This window comes from Acidovorax sp. LjRoot194 (assembly GCF_964253015.1).
Taxonomy (GTDB): domain Bacteria; phylum Pseudomonadota; class Gammaproteobacteria; order Burkholderiales; family Burkholderiaceae_C; genus Acidovorax.
The window spans coordinates 2,723,990-2,739,419 of sequence record NZ_CAXUQB020000001.1 but is presented as its reverse complement, the minus strand read 5'-3'; the positions used below and the strand labels follow the sequence as shown (position 1 = coordinate 2,739,419).

12 protein-coding genes and 1 pseudogene are annotated in these 15,430 nt (G+C 67.1%); 8 read left to right on the top strand and 5 right to left on the bottom strand.

Annotation, left to right across the window (positions count from 1 at the left end):
* The first annotated feature begins 12 nt into the window (after nucleotides 1–12).
* From ACSQ3N_RS12230 to ACSQ3N_RS12220, 3 genes are all read left to right on the top strand, one after another.
* Entirely contained in the window at nucleotides 13–738 is a 726-nt protein-coding gene (locus ACSQ3N_RS12230) for a DUF1294 domain-containing protein (RefSeq protein ID WP_056168840.1), read from the top strand.
* Nucleotides 739–924: 186 nt separating this feature from the next.
* Nucleotides 925–1,392: a hypothetical protein gene (locus ACSQ3N_RS12225; protein WP_056169365.1), complete on the top strand. Its 468-nt coding sequence runs from the start codon at nucleotides 925–927 to the stop codon at nucleotides 1,390–1,392.
* Nucleotides 1,393–1,706: 314 nt separating this feature from the next.
* The gene (locus tag ACSQ3N_RS12220; protein ID WP_436146379.1) at nucleotides 1,707–4,220 is read left to right on the top strand and encodes an EAL domain-containing protein; all 2,514 of its coding nucleotides are present in this window, start codon (nucleotides 1,707–1,709) and stop codon (nucleotides 4,218–4,220) included.
* Here the strand turns inward: ACSQ3N_RS12220 and ACSQ3N_RS12215 are convergent.
* Entirely contained in the window at nucleotides 4,204–6,627 is a 2,424-nt protein-coding gene (locus ACSQ3N_RS12215; protein ID WP_056168838.1) for a YgiQ family radical SAM protein, read from the bottom strand. The two genes, ACSQ3N_RS12220 and ACSQ3N_RS12215, sit on opposite strands and share 17 nt — an antisense overlap.
* 259 nt (nucleotides 6,628–6,886) lie before the next feature.
* Between ACSQ3N_RS12215 and ACSQ3N_RS12210 the strand changes: the two genes are divergently transcribed.
* Complete coding sequence (locus tag ACSQ3N_RS12210; RefSeq protein WP_056168835.1) at nucleotides 6,887–7,816, top strand: bifunctional helix-turn-helix transcriptional regulator/GNAT family N-acetyltransferase; 930 nt, start codon at nucleotides 6,887–6,889, stop codon at nucleotides 7,814–7,816.
* A gap of 75 nt (nucleotides 7,817–7,891) precedes the next feature.
* Nucleotides 7,892–8,416, top strand: coding sequence for a GNAT family N-acetyltransferase (locus ACSQ3N_RS12205; protein WP_056168832.1), 525 nt, complete (start codon nucleotides 7,892–7,894; stop codon nucleotides 8,414–8,416).
* Between the two features lie 37 nt (nucleotides 8,417–8,453).
* Here the strand turns inward: ACSQ3N_RS12205 and ACSQ3N_RS12200 are convergent, their stop codons facing one another.
* Nucleotides 8,454–8,645, bottom strand: a complete 192-nt coding sequence (locus ACSQ3N_RS12200; RefSeq protein WP_056168829.1) for a hypothetical protein — start codon at nucleotides 8,643–8,645, stop codon at nucleotides 8,454–8,456.
* Nucleotides 8,646–8,981: 336 nt separating this feature from the next.
* Here ACSQ3N_RS12200 and ACSQ3N_RS12195 point away from each other — a divergent pair, with 336 nt between their 5' ends.
* The 3 genes from ACSQ3N_RS12195 (at nucleotide 8,982) to ACSQ3N_RS12185 (ending at nucleotide 11,455) form a co-directional block, all read left to right on the top strand.
* The gene (locus tag ACSQ3N_RS12195; protein WP_056168827.1) at nucleotides 8,982–9,569 is read left to right on the top strand and encodes an IMPACT family protein; all 588 of its coding nucleotides are present in this window, start codon (nucleotides 8,982–8,984) and stop codon (nucleotides 9,567–9,569) included.
* Nucleotides 9,570–9,655: 86 nt separating this feature from the next.
* Nucleotides 9,656–11,071, top strand: a complete 1,416-nt coding sequence (locus ACSQ3N_RS12190) for a dihydrolipoyl dehydrogenase (protein ID WP_056168823.1) — start codon at nucleotides 9,656–9,658, stop codon at nucleotides 11,069–11,071.
* Between the two features lie 168 nt (nucleotides 11,072–11,239).
* Nucleotides 11,240–11,455 (top strand): YjfB family protein, encoded by a 216-nt coding sequence (locus ACSQ3N_RS12185; RefSeq protein WP_056168820.1) that lies wholly within the window; start codon nucleotides 11,240–11,242, stop codon nucleotides 11,453–11,455.
* 121 nt (nucleotides 11,456–11,576) lie between these two features.
* On the opposite strand, the gene ACSQ3N_RS12180 is transcribed toward ACSQ3N_RS12185, so the two are convergent.
* The 3 genes and pseudogenes from ACSQ3N_RS12180 to ACSQ3N_RS12170 form a co-directional block, all read right to left on the bottom strand.
* On the bottom strand, nucleotides 11,577–12,740 hold the full coding sequence (locus ACSQ3N_RS12180; protein ID WP_056169359.1) for an NAD(P)/FAD-dependent oxidoreductase: 1,164 nt from the start codon (nucleotides 12,738–12,740) through the stop codon (nucleotides 11,577–11,579).
* A 42-nt stretch (nucleotides 12,741–12,782) separates the two neighbouring features.
* On the bottom strand, nucleotides 12,783–14,366 hold the full coding sequence (locus ACSQ3N_RS12175) for an amidase (protein ID WP_056168815.1): 1,584 nt from the start codon (nucleotides 14,364–14,366) through the stop codon (nucleotides 12,783–12,785).
* 52 nt (nucleotides 14,367–14,418) lie between these two features.
* Nucleotides 14,419–15,401: pseudogene (locus tag ACSQ3N_RS12170) on the bottom strand (Bug family tripartite tricarboxylate transporter substrate binding protein).
* Nucleotides 15,402–15,430: the final 29 nt, after the last annotated feature.

Sequence of the window (15,430 nt, the reverse complement as noted above, 5' to 3'; positions counted from 1 at the left end):
CACCGACACCCGATGCAAAAGCAAGGCACCGTCATCCGCTGGGACGCCACGCGCGCTTTCGGCTTCATCCGCAGCCCCGGTACGTCGGCCGATGTGTTCTTTCATGTGCGCGACTTTCGTGGCAGCGCTCCACCCCGTGAAGGCCTGGCCGTCCAGTACGAAGAGATCCACGTCGGCGGCAAGGGACCGCGGGCCATGGCGGTACAACCGACAGCGACGGAGCCATGGGCTGCGAGCGCCCGCACTGCGCGCGACGAGCCATCCCGCGGCCGCGCCGCACCGCATCAGCAGCAACATCAACATCAGCGCAGCCATGTGGGCCACACAGCGCGGGCCCCTCGGAGCCCACGGCGACGCCGACCACGGGAGGCTGCGGGCAGCCCGGCATCCGGCAGCCTGGCGCTACTGCTGACCTTCGGATGGCTTGCCCTGCTGGCCTGGGGTATCTGGACGCGCCAGCTGCCACTGGCACCGACGCTGGCCGCTGCGGTGGCAGTCAACGCCATCACATTCTGGGCCTACGCAGCCGACAAGAGCGCAGCCATCGACGGGCGCTGGCGCACCGCGGAAAGCCACCTGCACCTGCTCGGCCTGGCGGGTGGTTGGCCTGCCGCGTGGCTGGCCCAACAGGCCATGCGGCACAAGTCGAGCAAGCAGGATTTCCGCGCCGTCTACTGGGTGACCGTGGTGGTGCACTGCGCGGCACTGGTGGCATGGATCGCCGGGGTAGGACGCTAGCTGCCACCGTGTGCCGTGGTGCATTGCTACACAATTAATAGCTGCTGGCGCTTACACATCAAGCGGGAGAGGCGATTTTCATCTCAAAAAACAGCCTGCTGACGGCAAAAAGGCCCACCGACCTACACGGCCTGCACCCGCGCCCGGTTTCAATCCAGAGAGTTCCAACACCACCGGGAGATGGCCATGAAACCTCTGATTCTTGATTCGTCCATGACCAACATGGGCGGTACCTTCTACCCCACCGGCCACGTATTTGCGCTGTTCCCAGACGAGGACTGCGTGCGCCAGGCTGCTGCGGCCTTGCAGGCTGCTGGCCATACGGGCGATGCAGCCTATGCGAGCCCCGATGTCATCCTGCAGGACATCGTGCGCACCCTGGGCACAGCCGATGCACCCCTGCCCTCCGTCGGCGCCGAAGGCGACATGGTCCGCCGCATTGCCGACCTGGCCGGCACCGGCCACCACGGCATGCTGGTGAAAATGGACGACAAGGACAACGCAGATGCGCTGGTGTCCGCCATCACCCCGGAGGGCGCGGTGGCTGCCTTTTACTACCGCACGTTCATCATCGAAGACCTGGTCACGCCGGCCCTGCCGGATGACCAGCAGTCCGTGGTGGTGGGCACGCGCGCCGCTTCGCCGTCGCCGTAAGACTTATTGCATTCCACCCCGTGGGGCGAAGGCAAGCGCTTTCAAACCTCACGCACCGGCCCAGCGCAGACAACCTGCCCTGGGCTTTTTCTTTGGGCCCCCACGCGTTGCCTCGGCTGCGCGCAGATCACGCTGGCCGGCGCCACGCTTTGCATGCATTTGCCGGATGATCGCTATATAGTGCGTTGATACCTCCTGGCGGTGCCCTTGCGCCAGTGAGCCTTCGGAAGGTGGCGCCTGCATGGCCCAGGCCCCTCGCGCGAGGTGGCCGCACAAAAGCCTAGGCGCCTTGGCACCCGGTGGGAGATCAATCGATGGATGCATTGCAGTCCGGTGAGCGAAGTCCCCTGCAGCTGACGTTGCGGCTGAACTGGCCCTTCATTGCGATGGTGCTGCTGCTGGCCGCCTGCGCCACGGCCAGCCTGTATGTGCTGTCCACCGTGCGGGCCTTCGTGGCTGGCGAGAGCCTGTGGACCAAAGGGCAAAAAGATGCCATCTACTACCTGGGTCAATACGCCGCCAACGGATCGCCCCATGCTTTCGACAGCTTCACGCAGGCGATGGAAGTCCCTTTGGGTGATCGCGCGGCCCGCCTGGCCTTGCAGCCGGGACAGGTGCAGGTGGCGTTGGCACGCGAAGGTTTTGCGCGCGGCGGCAACCACCCGGACGATATCGACAGCCTGATCTGGCTGCTGCGGTACTTCCACCAATTCGACATCGTGCAAAAGCCGTTGGCGTTCTGGCTGGTGGGCGACGAATACATCAGCGCGCTGCGCGATTTGTCGCACGAGATCCGCCACGAGACCGAGCTGGGCCAGGTGGACGAGATCACCCGGGTGCACTGGCAAGCCACGATCCGCGACATCAACGCCGGCGTGACCCCCGTTGCCCGCGGGTTCAGCGAGGCGCTGGGCAACAGCTCGCGCCGCATCGTGCTGCTGCTGATGTGGCTCAACGGCGGCATGGCGGCCACGTTGATTGTGTTGACGCTATGGCACACCCACACCCTGCTCACCCAGCGCCGCCGCGCCGAGCGCGCCCTGAGCGCCGAGCGCGAACAGGCGCGCACCACGCTCACGGCCATCGGCGACGCAGTGATCACCACCAACGTCCATGGCCAAATCGTCTACATGAACCCCGCGGCGGAACATCTGCTGGGGCATGCTGCATCGCAGGCTGCCGGGCGGCCACTCGAAGATGTCCTGAAATTCGACAGCGACGGGCGCAGCGCGGCGACTGCCGCCACCTTGGTAGCAGACATCCTGGCCACCCCCAGCAACGACTACGGAAACGACTACCGCAATAGACATAGCGACGATGGCGGGGACGCCAGCGAAGGCACCCATGGCCCCCTGCAAGACCCCTCCCACCACCACACCATCGTGCGGCCCGACCAGACGGTGGTGCCCACCAAGCTCATGGCCTCTGCCTTGCGCCAGCATGGCACGGTGACCGGCGCAGTGCTGGTGCTGCACGACGTCACGCGCGAGCAGCAGTACGTGGAGCAACTGTCCTGGCAGGCGAGCCACGACGCACTGACCGGCTTGGTGAACCGGCGCGAGTTCGAACTGCGCCTGGAAGCCCTGCTCCACCGCCCACGCCAGCCGGGCCGCGAGGGGTCGCTGCTGTACGTAGACATGGACCAATTCAAGCTCATCAACGACACCTGCGGCCACCAGGCCGGCGACGAGATGCTGCGGGAGGTCTGCCGCATGCTGCAAAGCCACCTGCGCGATGGCGACACCCTCGCAAGGCTGGGTGGCGACGAGTTCGGCATCCTGCTGAAAGACTGCCCCGCGGGGCCCTCGGCACGCATTGCCGAACAGCTGCGCCAGGCCGGCCAGGACCTGCGCCTGACGTGGGAGGGCGAGCAACTGACCACCGGCCTGTCCATCGGCATGGTGCAACTCATCCCTGCGCTCACCTCCATCCAGGAGGCCATGCGCGTGGCCGACATGGCCTGCTACCGCGCCAAGGAAGGCGGGCGCAACCGCGTGTTTATCTACCAGCCCGAAGACATCGAGATGACCCGGCGCGAAGGCGACATGGACTGGGTGAGGCGCCTGCGCCTGGCACTGGAGCATGGGCAATTCCAGTTGCACGCCCAGACCATCCGTGCGCTGCAGACCCGGGGCGACGAAGGCTTGCACATGGAGGTGCTGCTGCGCCTGCGCGAAGAAAACGGCGAGCTGGTGTCGCCAGGCACCTTCATTCCGGCCGCCGAGCACTACGGGATGATGCCGTCCATCGACCGCTGGGTCATCCGCCACACGCTGCAGGCACTGGCCCGCCACCAGCGCACGCCCGGTGCGCGGGCGCTGCACACCTGCGCCATCAACCTCTCAGGCACCAGCCTGGGGGACGACAGCCTGCTTAAGTACATCCGCACCGCCCTCACCGAGTCGGGGCTCGACCCCGCGCTGCTGTGCTTTGAGATCACCGAAACCAGCGCCATATCGCACCTGCCCAACGCAGTGCGCCTGATGAAAGAGCTGCAGCAGCTCGGGTGCCGGTTCGCACTGGATGATTTTGGTGCCGGCATGTCGTCGTTCACCTACCTCAAGCACCTGCCGGTCAACTACCTCAAGATCGACGGTGCCTTCGTGAAGGACCTGCTGCACGACCCGACCAGCCGCGCCATGGTGGAGATGGTCCACCGCATCGGCCACGTGATGGGCAAAGAGACGATTGCCGAGTTTGCCGAGTCCGACGCCATCGTGGATGCGTTGCGCACCATCGGCGTGGACTATGCCCAGGGCTACGCGGTGGCCAAGCCCGTGCCGCTGGAGCAATTGCTGGGGACGGCGGCGCCTACCGGGCTTTCTTGAATGCCTTGCCGTTGCCCTTGCCTGCACCAGAGGGTGCAGGCCGGCCTGCGGGCGCCGTACCAGAGCCCGTCACACGCGGCGGCAGGCCCGTGTGCTGCGTCAGAATGCGGCCCTTGGTCGGCTGCTGCACGCTGCGCGATGCGGGCACCACGGCAGCCTTGGCGCCGGTGGGGGTCGAATTCTTGCGGCGGGCGCTCTGGTAGCCGCCATCAGTCAGCGGCTGGAAGGTCGGGATCAAATGGTGCTTGCCATTGCCGATCAAATCGGCCCGGCCCATGGCTTTGAGCGCATCGCGCAGCAGGGGCCAGTTGTTCGGGTCGTGGTAGCGCAAAAAGGCCTTGTGCAGGCGGCGGCGCTTGTCGCCACGCACGATGTCCACCGCCTCGCTGTCGCGCGTGATCTTGCGCAGCGGGTTCTTGTTGCTGTGGTACATGGCTGTGGCCGTGGCCATGGGGCTCGGGTAGAAGGTCTGCACCTGGTCGGCGCGGAAACCGTTCTTTTTGAGCCAGATGGCGAGGTTCATCATGTCCTCGTCGCTGGTGCCCGGGTGCGCGGCGATGAAGTACGGGATCAGGAACTGCTTCTTGCCCGCCTCTTCGCTGAACTTCTCGAACATCTGCTTGAACTTGTCATAGCTGCCGATGCCCGGCTTCATCATCTTGGTGAGCGGGCCCTGCTCGGTGTGCTCGGGCGCGATCTTGAGGTAGCCGCCCACGTGGTGCTGCACCAGCTCCTTCACGTACTCGGGACTCTTCACGGCCAGGTCGTAGCGCAGGCCCGAGCCGATCAGGATCTTTTTGATGCCCTTCAAGGCACGGCCGCGGCGGTAGATCTTGATCAGCGGGTCGTGGTTGGTGCCCAGGTTGGAGCAGATGCCGGGGTACACGCAGCTGGGCTTGCGGCAGGCGGCCTCGATCTCGGGGCTCTTGCAGCCCAGGCGGTACATGTTGGCCGTGGGGCCGCCCAGATCGCTGATGGTGCCGGTGAAGCCGCTCACCTTGTCGCGGATGTCCTCGATCTCCTGGATGATGGAATCCTCGGAGCGGCTTTGGATGATGCGGCCTTCATGCTCGGTGATGGAGCAGAAGGTGCAGCCGCCAAAGCAGCCGCGCATGATGTTCACGCTGAAGCGGATCATCTCCCACGCGGGGATCTTGGTGCCGTGGTCGTGGCTGCCGTTCTCGTCGGCGTAGCTCGGGTGCGGGCCGCGCGCGTAGTGCAGGTCGAACACGTAGTCCATCTCGGCCGTGGTCAGCGGGATGGGCGGCGGGTTGATCCATACGTCGCGGGCGGTCACGCCCTCGCCATGGGCCTGCACCAGGGCACGGGCGTTGCCGGGGTTGGTCTCCAGGTGCAACACGCGGTTGGCGTGGGCGTACAGCACCGGGTCGCTCTTGACCTGCTCGTAGCTGGGCAGGCGGATCACGCTCTTGTCGCGCGGCGGCACCTTGAGCTTGGCCTTGAGCGCCGGGTTGGCGACGAACTGGATGGGCTGGATCGCAGGATTGGGGCTGTTTTGGCCGCTACCGCTTGCTGCGCCTGCGCCAGCAGCTATCGAATCAGGAGCATCGTCCTTGCTGCAGGTGCTGCCCTGCGCGGCGGCCTGCTCGCTGGTCGTCATGTAGGGGTTGACGTGCGCCTCCACGCGGCCGGGTTCGTCCACGCTGGTGGAGTCGATCTCGAACCAGCCCTTGCCCGTCTCGTCGTCAGGCCGGCGCACGAAGGCGGTGCCACGCACGTCGGTGATGGTCTCGACCGGCTCGCGCGCCGCGATGCGGTGCGCCACTTCGACCAGGGCGCGCTCGGCGTTGCCGTACAGCAGCAGGTCGCACTTGGCGTCCACCACGATGGAGCGGCGGACCTTGTCGCTCCAGTAGTCGTAGTGGGCAATCCGGCGCAGGCTGCCTTCGATGCCGCCCAGGATGATGGGCACGTCCTTGTAGGCCTCGCGGCAGCGCTGGCTGTACACGATGGCGGCGCGGTCGGGACGCTTGCCGCCGATGTCGCCGGGGGTGTAGGCGTCGTCGCTGCGGATCTTCCGGTCGGCGGTGTACCGGTTGATCATCGAATCCATGTTGCCTGCCGTCACGCCCCAGAACAGGTTGGGTTTGCCCAGCACCTTGAAGGGCTCGGCGCTCTGCCAATCAGGCTGGGCGATGATGCCCACGCGAAAGCCCTGGGCCTCCAGCGTGCGGCCGATGACGGACATGCCGAAGCTCGGGTGGTCGACATATGCGTCGCCCGTGACGAGGATGATGTCGCAGCTGTCCCAGCCCAGCTTGTCCATCTCGGCGCGGCTCATCGGCAAGAACGGGGCCGTGCCAAAGCGCTTGGCCCAGTACGGGCGGTAGCTGGTCAATGGCTTTGCGGCGCGCGCAAAAAAGGAGACGTCGACGGGGGCGTTCATTCAGATGGGGAGCGCGGCCAGCCCATGTGCGATGGGGCCTCGTGGGGCGCGGCTGTGGTGGGTAACCCGCGATTTTACGTGAGTGGGCACTTTTTGTCGCCCTGAAAGCACTTCCCCCTGGCGCTGACAGGCTTGATCTACATCAGGCATATACTTGCCTCAGTCAATCAATTAAATGACAAAGGCAACCATGAGCGCAAATACGTCCAAGGCAGGCACCTCTTCTGCAGGTGCTGCGCCCACGCCGCCTGCCGCAACCATGCCCCCGGTAGGCCCGGAGGCCGTGAAAGCCGTGCGCCGGTTCAACCGGTTTTTTACCCGCCGCGTGGGTGTGCTGGACCCCTTCCTGGGCAGCGACCTGTCGCTGACCGATGTGCGCGTGCTGTACGAGCTGGCCCACCGCGATGGCCTGGTGGCCAGCGAACTGGCGCGGGACCTGGGCCTGGACGGGGGCTACCTGAGCCGCATCCTGCGTCGTTTTGAAGCGGCGGGCTGGATCAGCCGCAGCCCCAGCGCCCGGGACGCGCGCCAGAGCGTGTTGGTCTTGACTGCCGCAGGGCGCGATGCCTTCGAGCCGCTGCAGCAGCGATCGCGTGACGAAGCCGCCGCCCTGCTCGCCCCCCTGCCCCCGGCCCGGCGCCAGGAGGTGGTCGACGCCATGCAGCGCATCGAGGCCGTGCTGGAACCAACCAGCAGCGCCCCCGCCGCCAAGGTGGTCGTCCTGCGCGACCCCGTGCCGGGCGACATGGGCTGGGTGGTGCAACAGCATGGCGATATCTACTGGCGCGAGTACGGCTGGGACGCCCGCTTCGAGGCACTGGTGGCCGACATCGCCGCGCAGTTCGTGACCAAGTTCCAGCCCCAGTGGGAGCGCTGCTGGATCGCCGAGCTCGACGGCGAGCGCGTGGGCGCCGTGTTCGTGGTGCGCAAGTCCCCTACCGTGGCGCAGCTGCGCATGCTGATCCTGTCGCCCCAGGCCCGCGGGCTGGGCCTGGGCGCACGCCTGACCGACGAGTGCATTGCCTTTGCCCGCGCCAAGGGCTACAAGAAGATGGTGCTGTGGACCAACAGCTGCCTCGCAGCGGCCCGTGGCATTTACGGCAAACGCGGCTTCACGCGGGTCAAGTCAGAGCCCTACGAAGGGTTCGGGCAGCAGTTGGTCGGGGAGCATTGGGAGCTCAAGCTCTGAGCCAAGGCTGGGTCGCGGCTTGTGCCCGCCAGCCGCATGCCATCATCGCGCCAAGGCTTTCCGCCCTTTCACCCAATGACCGCCAGCACTGAAATCCTCATCCGCCCCGTCAGCGCCAGCGATGACCTGCAGCAACTGACCCACCTCATCCACTCGGCCTATGCGCCCCACGGCGCGCAGGGTCTGCGCTACTGGGGCACGCACCAGTCGGTGGAGGACACGGCCAAGCGCTATGCGTCCGGCCGCGGATTGGTGATGCTGGAAGGAAACAAGTACGTAGGGACCATCACCTTGCGGCCACCGCAGCGGGAGTCGCCGGTGGCGCTGTACCGCGATCCCGGTGTCTGGACGTTTTGCCAGTTCTGCATTTCGCCCGACGCCAAGGGACGGGGGTATGGCAAGCAATTGCACACCTACGCCACCGCGTTTGCGCAGCAGGCAGGTGCCAGCGTCATGGGCCTGGATACGGCCCAGCCTGCTTCGACACTGATTGCGATGTATGAATCTTGGGGCTACCGCGTGGTGGGCGAGTGCGACTGGAGGCCGCTGACCAACTACACCAGCGTGGTGATGTCACGCACGCTGGCCGAGGGTGCTTAGGCGCGAAGCCACGGCGGCACATGCACCGACCATCGGCTTACCACTCGCCGGTTTCGCGCACCCGTTGGGCCAGATCGGGCACCGTGTCGTCGAACACCGACTCGCCCACCAGGGGTGATGCCATGACCGCATCGCTAGCAGCGCTTTGCGCGGAGCGAGACATGAACCTGCCGAACACATGGCTGGTCAGGGTTTCGTGCAAAGGGGCGATGAGGGGAATGGCGAACATGGCGGTTCCTTTGTTCCGTCGGTGGGCTGAGTGCCGACACCGAGGTCGACATATCCGCTTTCGTCAAGCAACGTTGAAAGTTGAGAACTAAGTGTGACTGCTTCGAAACTGTAGCGCGAGCTTAGATCGCCGCCACAAAAACAAAGTGTAGGAACAGACGCCATATTCCCGTGTGACCAAACGCACACTCCGTGGCTCTGTGTTACCAGCAAGGCCGAACAGGCGCTTGGGTGTTGCGTCCGTTCCACAAACGCGCACAGGTCGGCGTGGGTCGGCGCAGGTCGGTCGCTCGTCGGGGAAGCGGCGCGGCCCCCCGCGCCGTAAACTCGGCGCCCCATGCCTTACACCCTGGCTTCGCCTACGCACAGCGACATCACCATCAAGAAAAGCCGCTTCATCGGGTGCGTGCAACCGATGGCCGACCGGGCCAGCGCGCAGGCCGCCGTGAATGCCCTGTGGCAGCAACATCCCGGCGCGGCGCACATCTGCTGGGCGCTGCTGGCGGGCGGGCAGTCTGCCGCGGTGGATGACGGCGAGCCGAGCGGCACCGCCGGGCGCCCCATGCTGGACGTGTTGCGCCACCAGGACCTGGAGGGCGTGCTGGCCACCGTGGTGCGTTACTTCGGCGGCGTGAAGCTGGGCGCTGGCGGCCTCGTACGGGCCTACACCGATGCTGTAGCACAGGCTCTGCTCACTGCGCCCAAGGTGCCGTTGCAGCGCATGGCGACGCTGCAGTGCCAGGTGCCCTATGCACTCGAAGGCCTGCTGCGCCGCGAGATCGAGGCCGCAGCCGCCGAGCTGGGCGAGGTCGGCCACGGCTCGCTGGTCACCCTGCAGTTGCGGCTGCCGGAGATACAGGCAGCCGCCTTTGTGCGGCGCATCAACGACATCGGCCAAGGCCGCGTGGGATGGCTGGACGCGTAAGCGCCACAAATGCCTGTGCTCCTACACCCACCGGCGTCACACTACCGCACACTCCCCGCACCAAGGTTTGCCAAGGAGCCCACCCCATGAGCGAACCGCTCGACACCATCATCATTGGCGCCGGTACCGCCGGCCTGGCTGCCCTGCGCGAAGTGCGCAAACGCACGAGCCGCTACCTCATCGTGAACGACGGCCCCTGGGGCACCACTTGTGCCCGCGTGGGGTGCATGCCGTCCAAGACCCTCATCGAAGCCGCCAACGCCTTCCACCGCCGCCATGCGTTCGAAGAATTCGGGATACGCGGTGGCGATGCGCTGAGCGCCGACATTCCCGCCGTATTGCAGCGTGTGCGCGCCCTGCGCGACGACTTCGTGGCCGGCGTGATGAAAGCCACCGACAACCTGGGCCACGCCAGCATCTCGGGCCGCGCCACGCTGCTGGGGCCCGGCACGGTGGACATCGACGGCAAGGTCTACCAGGCCAAGAGCATCGTCATCGCCACCGGATCGCGCCCCAAGGTACCCGAGGAATGGCTCGCCTTCGGCGACCGCATGCTGACCACCGACACGCTGTTCGAACAAGCCACACTGGGCCCGCGGATCGCCGTGGTCGGCATGGGAGCCATCGGCGTGGAGCTGTCGCAGGCGCTGGCGCGGCTGGGCCTGCAGGTGGCCGCATTCAGCACGGGCGACACGCTGGCGGGGCTGAGCGACCCCGGCCTCAATGAAGAACTGGCCGCGCTACTCAAGAAAGACATGGTGCTGCACACCGGCGAACCCGCTCAGTTGCGCGAGGTGGCCGGCGGCATCGAGGTGTCCAGCGGCCCGAACCGGGTGGTGGTGGACCAGGTGATAGCCGCCATGGGGCGCACTCCCAACATCGAACACCTGGGGCTGGATACCCTGGGGGTACCGCTCGACAAGCGCGGCCTGCCGCAGGTCGACCCGAAAACGCTGCAGGTCGGCAGCCTGCGGGTGTTCATGCCCGGCGACGCCAACACGCAGGTTCCGCTGCTGCACGAGGCCGCGGACGAAGGCCACATCGCCGGCATGAACACCATGGCCGACACGCCCACGCGGTTCCAGCGCCGCACCCCGCTGGCCATCGTGTTCTGCGACCCTAACATTGCCACTGTGGGCCAGCGCCTGGAAGACCTCGACCCAACCCACACCGTGACGGGCACCGTGGGCTTTGCCGACCAGGGCCGCGCCCGGGCTGCCCTGCACAACCACGGGCGGCTGCTCGTCCATGCCGACAAGATCACCGGCCGCCTGCTGGGTGCCGAGCTGTGCGCACCCGACGGCGAGCACCTGGCACACCTGCTGGCGCTCGCCATCCATCGGGAGCTCACCGTGCAGTGCCTACTGGGGATGCCTATCTATCACCCCACGCTGGAGGAAGGCCTGCGCACGGCCCTGCGGGATGTGGCGCGCCAGTTGCCGGACGGATCGGCGTCCGACCTGGCCACATGTGGCGGTCTGGGCGTGCCTGCGCTCGACTGAGAGGGGCTCACAAAATTATTAGTGCCTGCGACGCAGCGCCTGGCAAGAACCGCTTCGCTGAGTTTTGTTATCCGCTCCAAGCTGCGGGGCCAGGGTGTCACACAAGGTAACAGGCCTCAAGTCTCGGCCTGACCTGCCGATACGGAACCATCAACCGAAGGAACCGCCATGGACGTCGCACTCGCCAACAGCATCGTCAGCACCGCCACCTCCCTGGCCAGTGCCAAGACATCGGACGCCCTGAACATGGTGGTGCTGAAGAAAGCGCTGGACATACAGGCCGTATCCGCCTCCACGCTGCTGGACGCCATGCAGCAGTCCATGCCCCAGCCGACGCTGGCCACATCTGGCACGCTGGGCACGCAGGTCAATACCTTCGCCTGAGCGCTGGCAGCAGTCGGCCGCTGCGGGTTTTCGGCGCAATGCGGCCGGTAGGGCGCTGTGCACAGCCCGGGGCGCCCGCTGCCTGAGCTAGCGCCAAACGCGCCCGGCCCCCGGTCCTTCGCTACCGCAGCCGCGCAGGCGACAGCGCCTCCGGCACCACCCCCTCACGCACCAATTCATCGCCCAGCGGCTCCCCGCGCAGCAGCTGGCACGCCAGCAGCGATGCGCCCGCCGCGCTCTGGATGCCGTAGCCGCCCTGCCCTGCCAGCCAGAAGAAGCGCGGCACGTGGTTGTCCCAGCCGATCACCATGTCGCCGTCCGGCACGAACGAGCGCAAGCCCGCCCAGGTGTGCGACGGGCGGCGAATCTGGAACCGTGTCATTTCTTCGATGTGATAGATGCCGGTGGCGACGTCCAGCTCTTCGGGCACCACATCGTGCGGGTGCGTGGGGTCGGCATTGGCAGGCGAGCCCAGCAGTTGGCCGGCGTCGGGCTTGAAGTAAAAGCTTTCGTCGATACCGATCACCGCAGGCCAGTTGCTGGCGTCCATGCCCTCTGGCACGGCAAAGGTGAAAGCCGTGCGGCGGCGCGGCTCCAGGCCGATGGGCGGCACGCCCGCCAGAGCGGCCACCACATCGGCCCAGGCCCCGGCGGCGTTCACGATGGCTCGGGCTTGCAGCGTGCGGCCATCGGCCAGGGTGATGTGCCAGATCTCGCCCACCCAGGCCAGGGCCGTGACTTCGGCGCTTGTCAGCACCTGCCCGCCGCGCTGGCGCAGGCCGCGCAGGTAGCCCCGGTGCAGGGCGTGCACGTCGATGTCGGCCGCTTCGGGCTCGCTCATGCCGGCCGCCACGGCGTCCGGCTTCAAACAGGGCAGCAGCGCCATCAGCGCCGCGTGGTCGACCCACTCGACATTGGGCGACGCTGCGCGGGCGTCGTCGTAGGCCTGCTGCAGCAGGTCGAGCTGTCCGGGCCCCGCAACGTACACCACGCCCCGCGGCGACAGGATGGGCGTGTCGCCAAACTCGGGCGGCGGCGCGTCGTAGAACCCGCGGCTCGCGCGGGTCAGCGCCTGGATGTTGGGCGTGCCGTAAGTCGCCATGTACAGCGCGGCCGACCGCCCGGTGGTGTGGTAGCCGGGCTGCGATTCGCGCTCCAGCAGCAGCACACGGGTTGCCGCGTCCGCATCGCCTGCGCTGGTGGCCGCGGCCGCCAGTTGCCAGGCCACGGAGGCACCGGCAATGCCCGCACCGATCACCACATGGTCGTATGTCACAGAGTCCATGGCCTGTCCTTCGTTGCCTTCATCCTGGTGCACTGGCGCTGGTCACACAGCCGACACCGCGCCCTGTGACGCCACCCGGTCTTCGCGCGGCAGGCTGCGCGCGTCCCGCGGGTCGGGCGCACCGGTCACGATGGAAGTCAGCGCGGGCTCGGCCTGCGCGCCCTGCAGCTTGAACAGGTCGGGGCGCGGCCGCGCCAACCCCGGGATACCCTTGAACGCCTGCTCCAGCGCGTGCCCCACGCCCAGCGTGTGCCGGTCTGCCCTGAAACGCCCGACGATCTGCAGGCCGAACGGCATGCCCGCGTCGTCCAGCCCGCATGGCAGGCTGAGCGCCGGGTGGGTGGTCAGCGTGGTCACATAGGTCAGCGCCAGCCAGCGGTAGTAGTTGGCCTGCGGCTCGCCGTTGATGTGGCTCGCGTACAGATGGGTCCACGCAAACGGCGACACCGGCGTTGTCGGCGCCAGAATTACATCGTAGTGCTCGTACAGCTTCTGGAACCGCGCCAGGATGCGCGTCTGCTCGGCCTGGGCCCAGGCGCTGTCGAGCAGCGTCATGGTGGCGCCCAGTTCGTAGTTGGCGCGGGTGTTGGGTCCCAGGCTGGCGGGGTCGCGCTCATACGCCTCGCGCGTGCTGGCCACGAAAGCCTCGGCGCGCAGCACGTCGAAGCAGCGGTGCACGTCGCCCAGGTCCACATCAATGGCGTCGCATCTGCCAAACAAGTGCTTCATGGCCTGCACCTTGCGGCGGAACACGGCGCGAATGCCGTCGTCCACGGCGCAGGCGCCGAAGTCTTCGGTGTACGCCACGCGCAAGCCGCCCAGGTCCACACCTTCGGGCAGCAGAAAGCTCATCGGGTCGAGCGGGTAGGTCAGCGGGTCGCCGGCCGACAGCCCGGCCGTGGCGGCCAGCTGCAGGCAGGCCTCTTCGACCGTGCGGCCCATGGGGCCCACCACCGAGATGGGCGTGAAGGCCAACAGCTTGCGCGAGCTGGGCACCACGCCGGGCGATGGCCGAAAACCCACCACGCCGCATTTGGCCGCCGGAATGCGCAGCGAGCCCCCTGTGTCCGACCCCGTGCACACGGGCAGCATGTCGCAGGCCAGCGCCGCGGCCGAGCCGCCCGAGGAGCCGCCTGCGTTCAGGTTGGGGTTGAACGGGTTGCCGGTGGCACCCCACACCGTGTTGCGCGAATTGGCGCCCGCACCCATTTCCGGGATGTTGGTCTTGCCGGTGACGATGGCGCCCGCCGCGCGCAGCCGGGCCACCAGCACATTGTCTTCGGCCGGGATGTTGCTGCGGTAGATCTCCGATCCGTAGGTTGTCAGCAGCCCGGCCGTGGCCTCCAGGTCCTTCACGCCCAGCGGCAGGCCGTGCAGCAGGCCCAGCGGCTCGCCGCGCAGCACGGCCTGCTCGGCGGCCTGGGCCTCGGTGCGGGCACGGTCGTAGCAGGTGGCGGTGATGGCGTTCACATGGGGGTTGAGGGCCTCGATGCGCTCGATGCAGGCATCGAGCAGCTCGACGGGCGATACCTCGCGGGTGCCGATGCGGTGGCGCAGTTCGTTGGCGGTCAGCTCGACCAGGGTGCTCTGGGTGCGCTGGGGGGTGTGGGTGCTCTGGGGGGTCATGTCAGGCTTGTCTCCTTGACTTGTTGATCTGTTGACTCTTTGAGGGGCAGGTTCAGTCTGCGGTGATGCTGGCGCGCTGGGCAATGGCCCGCATCAGCGGCAGCTCCTTGTCGATCAGCTCAGCCACCGCCTTGGACGAAGCATAGGCGGGTTCGAACCCCACGGCGATCATCCGGTTGCGGGTGTCCGGGTCTGACCCGACCTGCGCCAGGGTCAGCTCCAGCCGCGATTTGACCGCGGGCGGCAGGCCCCGCGGTGCCACCATGGCCAGCCATGTGTCCATCTCCAGGCCTGGGTAGCCGCTTTCGGCCAGCGTGGGCACCTTGGGCAGCAGGGCCGACCGCTTGCCGGCGGTGACGGCAATGGCCTTGATCTTGCCGTCCTTGAGCTGCGGCAGCGCGGCCGACACGGTGTCGACCGTGAGCGGAATCTGCCCGCCCATCAGGTCCGTCATGGCCGGTGCGCTGCCCTTGTAGGGCACGTGCTGGATCTTGAGCGCCGCCGCGTGGAAGAACATCTCACCCGCAAACTGCGAGGTGGTGCCTGCGCCGAACGAGCCGTACGAATACTTGTCGGGCGCGGCCTTGACCAGCGCCACGAACTGCTTCACGTCCGCCGCCGGCACGTCCTTGTTGGCCAGCAGGATCAGGCTGGTGCGCCCGGCGATGCCGATGGGCTCGAAGCTCTTGACCGGGTCGTACGGCAGCTTGGGGCGCACCGCGGGGTTCACGGTGAAGGTGGTGCCCGAGCTCATCAGCAGCGTGTAGCCGTCGGGCGCCGCCTTGGCCACGGCACTGGCACCGATGGTGGTGCCGGCCCCCGCGCGGTTGTCGATGACCACGCTTTGCCCCAGCAGGTCGCCCATCTTCTTGCCGATCAGCCGGCCCAGCACGTCGGTGGCGCCACCCGGCGGAAACGGGATCACGAGCGTGATCGGCTTGGCAGGGAAAGGACCGTCTTGCGCCATGGCGGGGGCCCACGCAGCGCCCCCAGGGCACAGATCACGGCAGACAAAAGCAGCTTCTTGCGGTTCATGGCGTTCTCTTCAAAGGTCAAGGGATTCA

Excerpts from the sequence above, each read along its gene's own strand:
- ACSQ3N_RS12225 (WP_056169365.1), top strand. The coding sequence starts at position 925 with ATGAAACCTCTGATTCTTGATTCGTCCATGACCAACATGGGCGGTACC.
- ACSQ3N_RS12200 (WP_056168829.1), bottom strand. The coding sequence starts at position 8,645 with ATGTTCGCCATTCCCCTCATCGCCCCTTTGCACGAAACCCTGACCAGC.
- ACSQ3N_RS12230 (WP_056168840.1), top strand. The coding sequence starts at position 13 with ATGCAAAAGCAAGGCACCGTCATCCGCTGGGACGCCACGCGCGCTTTC.
- ACSQ3N_RS12210 (WP_056168835.1), top strand. The coding sequence starts at position 6,887 with ATGCCCCCGGTAGGCCCGGAGGCCGTGAAAGCCGTGCGCCGGTTCAAC.
- ACSQ3N_RS12195 (WP_056168827.1), top strand. The coding sequence starts at position 8,982 with ATGCCTTACACCCTGGCTTCGCCTACGCACAGCGACATCACCATCAAG.
- ACSQ3N_RS12175 (WP_056168815.1), bottom strand. The coding sequence starts at position 14,366 with ATGACCCCCCAGAGCACCCACACCCCCCAGCGCACCCAGAGCACCCTG.
- ACSQ3N_RS12180 (WP_056169359.1), bottom strand. The coding sequence starts at position 12,740 with ATGGACTCTGTGACATACGACCATGTGGTGATCGGTGCGGGCATTGCC.
- ACSQ3N_RS12185 (WP_056168820.1), top strand. The coding sequence starts at position 11,240 with ATGGACGTCGCACTCGCCAACAGCATCGTCAGCACCGCCACCTCCCTG.
- ACSQ3N_RS12205 (WP_056168832.1), top strand. The coding sequence starts at position 7,892 with ATGACCGCCAGCACTGAAATCCTCATCCGCCCCGTCAGCGCCAGCGAT.
- ACSQ3N_RS12190 (WP_056168823.1), top strand. The coding sequence starts at position 9,656 with ATGAGCGAACCGCTCGACACCATCATCATTGGCGCCGGTACCGCCGGC.
- ACSQ3N_RS12215 (WP_056168838.1), bottom strand. The coding sequence starts at position 6,627 with ATGAACGCCCCCGTCGACGTCTCCTTTTTTGCGCGCGCCGCAAAGCCA.
- ACSQ3N_RS12220 (WP_436146379.1), top strand. The coding sequence starts at position 1,707 with ATGGATGCATTGCAGTCCGGTGAGCGAAGTCCCCTGCAGCTGACGTTG.